This is a genomic window from Nostoc sp. NMS2 (assembly GCF_017115105.1).
In the GTDB taxonomy this organism is placed as follows: domain Bacteria; phylum Cyanobacteriota; class Cyanobacteriia; order Cyanobacteriales; family Nostocaceae; genus Nostoc.
The window spans coordinates 1-11,731 of the sequence record NZ_JABXKH010000180.1; the positions used below are offsets into that span (position 1 = coordinate 1).

Annotated in this window: 13 protein-coding genes; 4 read left to right on the forward strand and 9 right to left on the reverse strand. The window is 41.5% G+C overall.

Annotation, left to right across the window (positions count from 1 at the left end; all coding sequences use genetic code 11):
- Window positions 1–58: 58 nt before the first annotated feature.
- The 3 genes from HWQ36_RS33845 to HWQ36_RS33855 all read right to left on the reverse strand — a co-directional run bounded on the left by HWQ36_RS33845 (window position 59) and on the right by HWQ36_RS33855 (window position 1,722).
- Complete coding sequence (locus HWQ36_RS33845) at window positions 59–868, reverse strand: hypothetical protein (RefSeq protein WP_292711425.1); 810 nt, start codon at window positions 866–868, stop codon at window positions 59–61.
- A gap of 271 nt (window positions 869–1,139) precedes the next feature.
- The gene (locus HWQ36_RS33850; RefSeq protein ID WP_292711428.1) at window positions 1,140–1,262 is read right to left on the reverse strand and encodes a hypothetical protein; all 123 of its coding nucleotides are present in this window, start codon (window positions 1,260–1,262) and stop codon (window positions 1,140–1,142) included.
- Window positions 1,249–1,722 carry a hypothetical protein gene (locus HWQ36_RS33855; RefSeq protein ID WP_292711431.1) on the reverse strand — a complete coding sequence of 158 codons (474 nt, stop codon included), beginning with the start codon at window positions 1,720–1,722 and terminating at the stop codon, window positions 1,249–1,251. Before HWQ36_RS33855 ends, HWQ36_RS33850 begins: the two co-directional genes overlap by 14 nt.
- Between HWQ36_RS33855 and HWQ36_RS33860 the strand changes: the two genes are divergently transcribed.
- Window positions 1,707–2,216 (forward strand): hypothetical protein, encoded by a 510-nt coding sequence (locus HWQ36_RS33860; protein ID WP_292711434.1) that lies wholly within the window; start codon window positions 1,707–1,709, stop codon window positions 2,214–2,216. The two genes, HWQ36_RS33855 and HWQ36_RS33860, sit on opposite strands and share 16 nt — an antisense overlap.
- Before the next feature lie 60 nt (window positions 2,217–2,276).
- Here HWQ36_RS33860 and HWQ36_RS33865 read toward each other — a convergent pair whose 3' ends face one another.
- The 3 genes from HWQ36_RS33865 to HWQ36_RS33875 all read right to left on the reverse strand — a co-directional run bounded on the left by HWQ36_RS33865 (window position 2,277) and on the right by HWQ36_RS33875 (window position 4,458).
- Entirely contained in the window at window positions 2,277–3,635 is a 1,359-nt protein-coding gene (locus HWQ36_RS33865; RefSeq protein WP_292711437.1) for a Rieske (2Fe-2S) protein, read from the reverse strand.
- Window positions 3,636–3,757: 122 nt separating this feature from the next.
- On the reverse strand, window positions 3,758–4,150 hold the full coding sequence (locus HWQ36_RS33870; RefSeq protein ID WP_292711440.1) for a Rieske (2Fe-2S) protein: 393 nt from the start codon (window positions 4,148–4,150) through the stop codon (window positions 3,758–3,760).
- A 140-nt stretch (window positions 4,151–4,290) separates the two neighbouring features.
- The gene (locus HWQ36_RS33875; protein ID WP_366830186.1) at window positions 4,291–4,458 is read right to left on the reverse strand and encodes a hypothetical protein; all 168 of its coding nucleotides are present in this window, start codon (window positions 4,456–4,458) and stop codon (window positions 4,291–4,293) included.
- 235 nt (window positions 4,459–4,693) lie between these two features.
- On the opposite strand from HWQ36_RS33875, the gene HWQ36_RS33880 reads away from it, so the two are divergent.
- On the forward strand, window positions 4,694–5,998 hold the full coding sequence (locus HWQ36_RS33880) for an FAD-dependent oxidoreductase (protein ID WP_292711443.1): 1,305 nt from the start codon (window positions 4,694–4,696) through the stop codon (window positions 5,996–5,998).
- Between the two features lie 106 nt (window positions 5,999–6,104).
- On the opposite strand, the gene HWQ36_RS33885 is transcribed toward HWQ36_RS33880, so the two are convergent.
- On the reverse strand, window positions 6,105–7,526 hold the full coding sequence (locus HWQ36_RS33885) for a DUF4157 domain-containing protein (RefSeq protein ID WP_292711446.1): 1,422 nt from the start codon (window positions 7,524–7,526) through the stop codon (window positions 6,105–6,107).
- Between the two features lie 520 nt (window positions 7,527–8,046).
- Here HWQ36_RS33885 and HWQ36_RS33890 point away from each other — a divergent pair.
- Both HWQ36_RS33890 and HWQ36_RS33895 read left to right on the forward strand, forming a co-directional pair.
- Entirely contained in the window at window positions 8,047–9,291 is a 1,245-nt protein-coding gene (locus tag HWQ36_RS33890; protein WP_292711449.1) for a hypothetical protein, read from the forward strand.
- Window positions 9,292–9,396: 105 nt separating this feature from the next.
- Window positions 9,397–10,611 (forward strand): hypothetical protein, encoded by a 1,215-nt coding sequence (locus HWQ36_RS33895; protein WP_292711453.1) that lies wholly within the window; start codon window positions 9,397–9,399, stop codon window positions 10,609–10,611.
- Window positions 10,612–10,838: 227 nt separating this feature from the next.
- On the opposite strand, the gene HWQ36_RS33900 is transcribed toward HWQ36_RS33895, so the two are convergent.
- Both HWQ36_RS33900 and HWQ36_RS33905 read right to left on the reverse strand, forming a co-directional pair.
- Entirely contained in the window at window positions 10,839–11,114 is a 276-nt protein-coding gene (locus HWQ36_RS33900; protein WP_292711456.1) for a DUF6745 domain-containing protein, read from the reverse strand.
- Between the two features lie 65 nt (window positions 11,115–11,179).
- Window positions 11,180–11,587 carry a hypothetical protein gene (locus tag HWQ36_RS33905; protein WP_292711459.1) on the reverse strand — a complete coding sequence of 136 codons (408 nt, stop codon included), beginning with the start codon at window positions 11,585–11,587 and terminating at the stop codon, window positions 11,180–11,182.
- Between the last annotated feature and the right edge of the window lie 144 nt (window positions 11,588–11,731).

The following is an 11,731-nucleotide window of genomic DNA, read 5'->3' on the forward strand; positions in this document are numbered from 1 at the left end:
GAATTAAATCTTACCCTACCTCGGATGGTGTCACTTTGTTTCCAACAAAGATTGCTGATCAGGCAAGTCCTCTTGTCAATAGGCTTTGAGACGCGCTAACCCTGGAGAGTTTACCTGCTTTTGTTAAAGTTTTGATTTCAGAAGGAATAGCTGTTTCACTATTTACATAAACCGTAACGCCCAAGGTTAAATTATTAACGAGGTCAAATTCAATCATAGAACCTAACTCACAGATGTCATCAAATGGTTTTTCCATATCAATCACATCTATATAAGCTTCAATATCTCCGGTAATGATCTGTTTTGATAACTCAACTAGATTTTGCCAATTTTCATAATCTTCCTTATATTCTGAAATTGCAGTATTATAATTTAATATATCTGTTTTTCTACCTTCATCTACACCTTTTACTAAGGTAGCTTGCTTAGTTTTAACACGTCTAAATAATTTGTCACAAAGCGTAGGCTTAAATTGAGATAATTTAAGTTGAGCAGCAATTTCATGTGTATTTAATTTTTCAGGTTTAATTGGTGGTTGAGAATTGCGAATCAGACTCCAATCCCACTCTTCACCGCATTCTTTATGAACTGACAGAAGACAATCTATACGGTTCTCATAAACTTGCACTTCATATTTAGCAAGTTCTAATTCTTGCATTTTCGCTCGTAATTTTGACTCTTTTGCTAGCTCTCTCATAGTGAGAGCAGACTGGCGTTGTTTATGCCGTTGTTCTGCTTCTCTTTGTCGCTGGTATCTTTCAAGATTACGCCGAGCTTTTGCACATTCACGAGCCGCTCGCCGGGCTGCACTTTGTCTTGCTTTCGTAGCTGGTGATGGGTTGCCCCTGCCATCATAATTCCATCCCATAGGATTAAAAAGTAAAATACTGTTGGATAAATTTAGCTATTATGAGTACAATTGGAGGTTATTTAATTTCTTCCCAAACTTAGTTAACCCAAATTCTTTCATAGTTAGTGCTAAAGAATTATATTTATAAATTTTGAATACAAAAACTATTGCTTATTTAGCATAAATTAAATTTAATATAGAAAGTACCGTATTTATACATAATATTTTCTCTGAAAGAACTTAAAATTGTGAAATAGTTTTAAGAGAAAACCAAGGTTAATAGTATTTTTCAGAGTACTGGAATAATAATCCGCCCTTGCAGATTGTAATTAAAAAACTGTTGAGTAAGTTCCCATAGTGGGGAATTGGTTGACTGAAATGAGTAACGCGATCGCCCTTCAACTACTGGCATACTCCAGCACTCGTTCCCACTCCCAACGCCAAGCAGTCTCTACCAACATTTCCTTGCCGTTGGTGAATTGGATGAATTCTTGCCCATTGTCGTAAAACACATCAGCAACCAGCCGATTACGCACATCATACCCCCACTGAGAAACTGCGGCATTCCACCATCTTTGTCCTGCCGATTGTAACAGTGGCAGTTCCAGGTACTCATCACGCCATGCTTTTGGCTTCCATTGCTCACGCACTGCACTAATTAAAATCGCGTTCGGAAAAAATTGCTTTTCATTCTTTTGTAGCCACAGCACATAGTCAATCGTGCTTCTTAAAGCATCCTCTAATCCGTATGTGCAACCTTCTAGAGATATTTGAACTTCTTCGAGCGAAAAGTTTACCCCAATGGCAACCAAAGCTCGTTCATATTGCTTGAATATCTCGTATTCAACTGAGTCTTGTGACCAAAACCACACGCTTAATACACCTCCCAAATAATCAGCAATTTCTAGATGATCAAATTCTATCAAGCCATTTGGTAAGCTCAACAGTCCTTCATGAAGGTGCTTGTTCCGCCGCGCCCGTCGCTCAAAATGAAAAATCTTTAAATTCTGCGATCGCTTATCAAACACCAGAGCTTGTAGAACAGGGGAATCCCACTTCGTTGTTGATTGAAAACTCGGTTTCGAGTGTAGAAGTCAAACCAGTTGATGAGGGTGAAGCTTCCGCCGCGCTCGTCACTGAAAAATGGTCGCATGAGGCTATAATTGCAAGGTCGAATGTGCGACCTGTAAGAAGGGAAAAACTCAATCGAGCGGCGAATTCGGGGGAGAATCCGGGGTTTGACTTCTTGCAGGAGTGTTGGAATGATGATCCGGCTTTGCAGATTGTGGTCAAGAAGTTGCTGGCGAAGTTTCAGCAGTGGGGTGTTGCGATTGTTGATGGAGTGCTGGTTGATTGGTATGAGTAGCGCGGTTGCCCTTCATAGCAACCACTCACCCTACATCCGGGAGCTTTGAGGGAAAGCTTGTCAAGATTCCTCGAATAGGCGATCGCCTTTATGTAACCGATAAGCGATTTGATAGGTTTGTCCAAGAGATCGCATAGTGGGAGAATGGGCTGCTAAATACCGAGCAGCAGCAACTAATACATGAATCCTAGCAGGAGTGTCACCTAATAGAGAATACTGACGAAAAGCGGCTTCTATTTCTTGAATTACATGAAAATCACGGTTTTCTCTAAGCATCATTTTCCCCAGCATCGCCATGAGTCTTTCAGGATTACCACCATGATATAAATAATTTGCTACTAATTGCCCTGTCTGGTTTACTTGCTGATGACGGTTTAATAAATCTGGTAGCTGTTGGAGTAATTGTTCGGGATTTTGCACGATGTCTTGAGGTGCTGGCAGACGTGCTGCTGGGACATTCAAAAAACGATTTAAATACACACTCATCGCCGCATCAAACACACCTCTTAGTAATTCGACTGTTGGTACTCTTCGTAAAGCTTGATGTACGGCATTTGCAAACGTAAATGGATGGTGGGCTGAATTCCAATCTCCAAAGTCATTATTAGTGTGGAAACGAGCTACTCGTAATGCTGCTGTATAAGCAACTACACCAGCTAATTGTTCTTCAGTACAACCTGTTGACAGTGCATTCAACAGCGAGTCTGCGATCGCTTGTGGGTCTTCACCTAATAAAATTGGTACTAGTTCATCTGCTTGTGACCAACTTCCTTGTCGAGATTTTCCCACACTTAATACAGTCGGTAATTGCTCAAAAGCCGACTCTAATATTGCCACCAAATCTACAGGGTAGCGCCAGGAATTGGATTCTTCCATCCGGGAAGCATTGGCTAAACCTGAAACTAGACTAGGCAGAATTGATTCTGCTGCTTGCCAAGCTATAGCATCAAGTGCTTCTAATGCTTTATTGATAAAATCAAGCGTATGCCCAACATCAAGATAACGACGATCCGTAGCAGCACAGAACAGCATATCTGCTATTTGCTTTGAATTAGCTCCTGAACCAATCGCAGATACTAAACATCTTTGTGCTGCTTCAGCATCCCGTACCTGAATAAATTGGCGAAACCAGTTTTTGAGAGTTGCAAAATCTACTTTAGAGTTGGGTAATGGCTGAACGACAAACTCTGGTGGGGCATCTGCACTATCATTAGCTACTGCCGACAGTCCGTGGAATAAAGCACGGGGTTTGTCTTCTACATCTAGATAAGGTAGTAGATTCATCATGCAGGTATGGATAGTTAAACCTGTACTCCAACCTGCTTTGTTATAACGAGTACCAAATTCTAGCCCTATAAGAAATGGTTCTACCGGATTCACCGCTATATCTAACAGTGCGAGTGTTGATTTGGCAATCACTAAAGAAATATTCTGCTCTAAACCGTCTTGCAGACGTTGGCGGTAGTGAGCATGAGGGTTAACTAGTGGTGCTAAAGTATCCGCTCAATAAATCGGGGCGAACTACCAGTTCAGGAACGAGTTTACGTCATTTGAGCCTTGTCACTGAGCGATTTACCCCGGATTATTGAGCGGTTACGTGCTAAATTTACCCAGACTTCACCATCACGGATTTCTACCGCAAAACCAGGAACATCATCTGCCCACGAGTCAAACGTTCCACCACTCGCAAGATCAAACCGGGCATAATGCCAAGGACAGGTAACAATACCATCTTTGCAAGTGCTTCCTTGTAAGGGAAAGCCCATGTGAGGACAACGGTTATCAATTGCGTAAACTGTATTGTTTGAGTAAAATAAAGCAATGGTATGCTTTTCTTTGTAGACTAACAAACTGCCTTGTGCCTGAACTTCTGCAAGTTGAGCAACACGGATATAATCGTCTGGTTTCGTTGCACCTTCAAATATTTGAGTCATTTAATTGCACATAGGTAAATGTCAAAACCCTTATTTCTACTCTGGCAAAGTTTTTCAGCTTTGAGCATTTCTGCATTCTAATTTTTGTTAACTTTAAAATTGGTAACGATGTCTGCCACTACTCCTTCGCGTAAAGCATTTTAACTGCTAGCGTATTCCAGCACTCGTTCCCACTCCCAATGCCAAGCCGTCTTTACCAGTATTTCTTTACCATTGGTGAATTTGATAAATTCTTGTCCAAAGGCAATAAAACACATCAGTAACGAGACGATTGCGTACATCATACCCTCACTTGGAAGCTGCGCCATTCCACCACCTTTGCCCCGGTGACTCTAACATTGGCAGTTCCAGGTATTCATCACGCCATGCCTATTGGGAAAATATACCTGGGACGATAAGCTCTCGCTTAAGCCTTTTCCTTAAGAGCGGGAGGCTGTGCCAATGGAGACAAACACAGCGAACGCCTATCGCCTTTGAGTACGACTAAAATGAACATAAAGTTAGTACAATTAAATGGGACTGAAATTCCTACTAACAATTACGATGCGAATTAATCGTTTAACCTATGAACCTTCAATCCGTATTGGTATCGTTGGTGCTGGATGCGCTGGTTTAACGGCTGCCGAAGAATTACATGATCTTGGATACAAAAATACCACCATCATTGATGCCAAAAATCGCGTAGGTGGGAAAACATATTCAATTAGATACGCAGACCCCAGTTTTCAAGCCCGTGGTATTTACGAGGGTGGAACTGTTTGGATCTTACCTAGCCCCTTGTACAAAAAATATAGAAAAAGGTATGGCATTTCTCCATCGGTTCATGTGATGCCACGGGTGCAAGTATTTGACTTAGGGACTGGCAAAGTTTCTAGCCCGTTTTTAGTGGAGTCCAAATATTCTTTATTCAGCCGACTCTGGCAGTTGAGGAAATTCTTCCAAGAATTAGACAAGTATACTCGGTATTCAGATCCAGGCTATATCAATCCTGCTTATCGAGGTATGAATGAATCCTCACCTCAATGGTTTAACAAACAGGGTTTGGATTTTATTCGAGATGCTTTAATGCCGATTGCGAATGCGGCACAATTTGGATATTTGGAACAAGAAGCTTCTGCTGCTTATGTGATTCGGCTACTGGCATTATTGAACCGTTGCAATTTCCTGAAAAAATTGGTTCTGAATATGCCTCAATTGCAAGAAGGGAATCAAGAATTATGGAATCGTTTAGCAGCAACTCATAACTTGTGTCTAGGACAAACTATTGAGCGTGTTTCTCGCGGTCAAACTATTTTGGTCAAAACTGCCTCAAATCAATGGGAATTCGAGCGTTTAATTTGGACTGCTCCTGTAGATGACTTTCTTAGCGTAGCTGATGCTTCCCCTGAAGAAGCAGATATTTTTTCTCGGGTACGTACAATTAAAAGAGCGGTTATTACCTGTAAAGTAGAGGGTTTACCTGCAAACATTTTCTACGTAATCAGAAATACTTTAAATCAGCCTTTACCAACTAGTTATCCATTAGCTATCTACGAGGTTGATTCAGGCAGTAAAATCTACAATTTTTATCCATTCATGGATGAAACGACAACTGTTGAAGAGTTGGAAAGCAACGTAGCCGATTGTGTCAAAAAGCTCGGAGGCACTCAAGTGACACCTTTGGGGCAACCCCTAATTTGGAAGTGGTTCTCTCATTTTTCAGCCGAAGACCTCAAGGATGGTATTTATCAACGATTGGAAATGTTGCAAGGTAGTCAAAACACCTACTTTGCTAATGAAATGACTGCTGGGGTGAGCGTACCTTATGGTATGGAATATGCGGCTTATTTAGTGGAACGCTTCTTTTGAGAGTTGATATACTCCCTGCAATTGAATTGAGTACGCATATTGTAGCTAGACCAGAATGTAACGGCAATGCCTAAGTTCTGACCAACTTATGGTAACTCATACATACTTAGTTATTTTGTTGTTCCTGCAATCGATGGAGGGTATTTATCGCTTCCTCCGCAGTTTGGGGCTGGGTTTGTACGGCATCTGGGTAGTCAAATAACAGATACCCAATATTTTCAAGCGCCACTTGCTCAAGATGCCCCTTTGCTCCTGCATCTATGTTATCCACTGCGATGTAGCCATTGTAATGAGGGCAGATATAGACACTCCCCCCTGCTCTCACATCGTACACAACCCTTGTCATTCCTGATATTTTGGCCACATTAAATTCGATATAGGGACTACAATTACGATTCGCCCATTCACAATTGGGGAGCAAACCACTCTCGTTTCCATGAAAGAACGTGCTTGTGTGTTGTAGATTGGCTTTAAGCACTAAATCTTTGACTGTCTCCTGAACATCATTCTTCTCAGTCGCAAAATTCATCGTGACAAGTTGCCCGTCGATAGACAAGGATGACAGGCGCTTCCTAGTTCCATCGTAGTCGATCGTTCGCATTATCCTTTGAGATTCCGCAGCCCTTATGCCCATTTGATTCTTTTGACTTTGCTGCACAACATGGGTCAGTTCATGTGCCAATAACTCCTGTCCATCTCGACTCCCCGGCTGATATACCCCCTGCCGAAAAAACACATCCTGCCCCGTCGTAAACGCCTTCGCCTGTATCGATTGATTCAACTGGTCTGCCCGAGTATCCGTGTGAACCTTCACCCCACTAAAATCAGCCCCAAACGCTTGCTCCATCGGTGACTTGATACTATCAGCCAGTGGTTGTCCGCTCCCCCGTGACTGTTGTATTGATGTTTCCAAATCCGGTGATGTAGCCATACCTTCGTCTGCTACACGCTGTAACATCGGCTTCATTTGCAGTTCGTCTTCTGACAATGGCAAGGATTCTCGCTGTATGCTGCCCTCCAGTTTCATTTGCAGTTCTTCTTCCTCTTCAGGCAACGACTCACGCTGAACTTTTTCGCCCTGTGATTGATGAATCCGTTGCACTACTTGACGTGCTGTTTCATCAGCCTCTTGCTCATACTTATCCCCAGGCTCTCCAATCGTCAGCTTTGCCTGAATTGGAGTTGATGTCTGTGGTCTTCTCAGTGGAATATTGGCAATATTATGACCAAATCGAGTTGCGTGTACCAATCGAGAATTCAATAATCCGTTCATCTTCGCTTGCAAAACTGTTAGGCGCTCCTGTCCTTCGGACGTAATCGTGCCAGACTTGGCTTGTATGGAAAGTCCAGTTGCTTCCATCTGTTCTGCAAAGCCTTCATTCTCTGTATCAGTTGGTGTTTTAGCTGCAACTGATGCTTTTTGGATTTCGCTACCAAATGGTCTATGCGCTAATTGAGGGTATGAGTTTAGTGCTAAGGAATTGGAATAATTAGATGAGTCAGTCTTTGAAGATTTTGTTTTGTGCATTGTTTTTACAAGTTCAATGATTTACGTCAACCTGACATCAATCAGAGATGTCAGGAAAATCTTGAATATCGTGTTGTGAAAATCTAGGTACTTATGGTTACAAAATGCCAAAAACCAACCATTGGATCACAACAGTCACAAAATTCTGTCCTAACAGGTTTTCATAACTATTTTTACATTCTTTAAAAACAGACAATTGAGCTATTTGATCTTTGTCCAACAACAAGATTTCGAGATTTCCTCCAGCTTTTATGCAATATTTATATTTTAGTAACAATCCTTAACGACTTTGATCTGAATATGTATAAGACAAGAAATTTCAAGAACTTTATAAAAAAGAAGATATATATAGCATTTTAAAAAAAATTCGCTTCATCTTAAGAGATTTTTATCTATCTGGTGGTAGAGATTACTATTCAGTAACGTGAAATTATATTAATAATAGAGTTTTTAGCTATACAAATGAGCAATTTTATGTATTAAGACAAATAGCTCGTTTCAAATTTTTACAAATCATGCTTTGTTTGTAATCGCAAACAAAGAAAAACCCTTCCCCACCGCCGCAGACTTCGCCAAAGCAGTACAGAAGGTCGTTCCAAAAAATACGTCACCCACTAGAACCAGTAGCACAAAACAAGAAAAAGTCAAAACGCAATTGTGTAATTCTGTGACTGTTGTGAAACAGTCACACCCTCGTTATGGGGAATCAGGAGTGATTGAGGCAGATGCACCGAATCACTGGCAACAGATTGTCACCTTTGCAGATGGCGAAAGGATGTTGATCAACAACACCGATTTAGATGCCCCAAGCGTTCCATTCCCCAGAGAGCGCACTTACCCCGCAGAATATACCGAAGCGATCGCCCAAATCAAAGAGCAACACCAGCAAGAGTTAGAGCGTCTAGAGCAGGAATTGAGGATTGGGCTACAAGCAGAAGCAGGGGCTAAAGCTGAAGCCCAAGTACAAGAGCAAATCCAATCTCTGCAAAACCTGTACAAGCAACAAAGGGAGGAAAACGTTCAGTTACGGCAACGGCTGAATGAAATGGAATCGCTACGGCAGTTGGAGATTGAAAACCAACAACTCCAGCAGCGCATTCAGGAATTAGAAAACGCCGTACAACAACATCCGGTTCAACAATGGGGAAATACCATGACCCAGCAAGCGACTAAAGCCTTGAACAAGCAAGTTAAACAAGCTCTGGAGAAAACGATTGATCTGCGATCGCTAGCCCAAGAACCGCCCAAAGAGAATGCCCAGGAATGCTTACGTTTAATGGGTATGGCTTTGAAGAATCTCGCCAACGCTATGAACAATACCCAAGCGTTAGAGGCTGCGGCGATAATTCTGGGGAGTGAGCCGACACCATCTGCGATCGCCTACCGTGCCGAACAACTAGAAATGCTTCCCCAGGCAGTTAGTGAGATTAAGGCAGTGTTAGCTAAACCTGGATGTACTTGGCATGAGTTTTTGAATGTTGCCCAAGAGTATGAGGTGATTAAATCAGATTATTTGGCGGAATTGACCACCCAAGAGACTGATTTAATCACTGCTCTCCAGAACGCATCCTCTCAACCAGACACTATTGGCATCGGTTCTATAGTTGCTCACGCTGACCCATACCGTACTTTGTATGTCGAGAGGGGTGAGGTGGTAGAAGAATTAGGAGATGAGGTGATAGTGGCTTGGGATCACTGGAAGGAGCAATCGAAAAAGACTGACAGATACTTTCGAGATGAGTTGCGATTCTGGCAGCCTCAATAGGCTTTCAATGTACTGATAACTTTTTAGACAACAAAATACAAGTACCAAGTCCTGCATCACAGTGGGGGAAATTTCCGTGCGTCAACATAAACAGGAGATTGTAAAATGACTGCAACTATTACTAAACCCAAACCCAAAAAATCTGCTGCTAGCAAACCACAGTCACCGTACAAGCGGCTTCATGTGATTATTCCCATCGAAGATATGTTGTGGGCTTCCCAGCAAAAGCCTTCAGTTACGCAACTGTGGCAGGAGTGTTGGACGGCTGACCCTTATGGTTCCCGGTGGATGCCGCTAACTTCTGCTTTGGGGTACAGTACTTTTATCTCTGCAAAGAAAATTCTCTCCGAAAGTGGGTTGTTCATTTTCAAACCTGACAAGTCAATTCAGGATGGCCGGGAGACAGTGAAGTGGATGGTGCAGAATTTGCATGGTAGCCGGATGAAGGAATTTTGGGAGAAAGCCAATGCTGAAAATCAGCAACCAGATGCTGAAAAACGAGAACCAAATGCTGAAAAACGAGAATCAAATGCTGGGGATTCAGAGATAGATGCTGGCTCTGAAGAAATAGGTGCTTTGTACGAAGCATCTATTTTAGGTCAAAGTCAGCTAGAGCAAGGGTTACAGGAAACCTCACAAACTGTTCAGGAACACCTCACAAGCTCTTCAAAAGAGATTGTGAGGTGTATCTCTGACACGCTTACCGAAATTCCGCACTCTTGTGAGGCGGCGATTGCTCCCTTGGGGGTCGCGTCGCCTCAGTTTGTTCAAGGCGTGTCAGAGTTGGAGGAAGAGTTACCTGCGGTAACGGACTGTACATCGCTGGCGCTTGTGGATGATGCACAGAGTAATCCCGCTTTGTTGTTGGCTGAAAACCAGGATTGTGGTGTTGAGCCGAAAGACTGTTATGAAGGTACTTGTTCTGCCGCGTCCATCGCACAAAATGAAAAATCTTCAACTTCAGCGATCGCAGATCAGAAAATAGAACCGAGTCGCCCCTCTACTTCGTTGTTGATTGAAAATTCGGTTTCGGGTGTAGAAATGAAAGCAGATCATGAGGGTGAAGGTTCTGCCGCGCTTGTCCCTGATCCTGAAAAGTGGTCACATGAGGCGATTGTTGCAAGGTCGAATATGCGACCTGTAAGAAGGGAAAAACTGAATCGAGCAGCAAATTCAGGGGAGAATCCGGGGTTTGACTTCTTGATCTCGTGCTGGAATGATGATCCGGCACTTGTAATAATGATCAAGAAGCTGCTGGTGAAGTTTCCGCAATGGGGGATTGCGATTGTTGATGGGGTGTTGGTAGGCTGGGAAGAGTAGTGATGATTTGCGATTTATCGCAAGGAAAGCGGCAACGCTCTGCGAACGCGTCTACATTTTATTCTTCCTAAAAAAGATTAGTTTTTTCCCCAGAAAATTGATAAAGCTAAAAAATTATTTGATTGAATTTTCTAATGCTTTGCTAACTGAATCTCTGGTTCCTCCAACCAATTCAAGTGAAGCATCTCTATAGTTTTTAATAGCAAGATTTACAGGGTATTGCGATTCTACTGCCCAGTCAATGTCAAACCATGCTGAGAATATAGGCTATATCCATAAGCAAATTGAATGGCAGGTTCTGAATTATTTGCGTGGAGGCGATGTTTATTATCAAAGGACAATTTAATTGGTCTTTCACAAATAATTACCATTTTTTCAAACTTGGTAGAATTATGACCAGAACTAACTAGTTTTTCTAAAGAAATAATCCATCCACAATTTTGTACTAATAATTCTAACAATTGCCAATCTATAGGATCATAATTACAATTGAATACCGACATACAAAAGTCCATTTTACTTCCATAACTAGCTATCAATTCTGGCTGAATATAAAGGCTAGAACGTATTAATATTTTTTTTGTTGTTGATTTGCTTGCTCATTTAATTGCCTTCTAATTTGGTTAAGAAGTTGATTTTTATATTGATTAATAAGATGCTTTAACTGTTCATTTTTTTGACAAATTAATCGTATAATCTCTCCATCGAGTTGACGTTTTATATAATCCCAAATTTTGAATAACAAGCAGTATTCAACACCATATTCTAGTCTGCACAAGCCTTGTTCTAGAATTATTGTAAAAGCAGCATAAGGGCTGTTACAGAAAACAATATTAGGTTTTATGTATCCAAGACTAGCATAAGCTTTGTTTATAGCTTCTGCTGCTGCGTTTTTATTAATTGCCTCGATAGATAATATAATATTACGCCATTTTTTTTCGTATGCTTCAATTATTTTTTCCTGTTCTAAAGTCAAATTATAAAACATTTTTATAAACCGGGTTTAGAATGAAATTACTTATCTTAGGGCTTAGGCTTATAGTTAGGATTAGGTAGAAAATCTCCCTTGGGGGGAGACAAAATAGCCTGAAAGAGCTACAGGGTAAAGAATATGGCAATT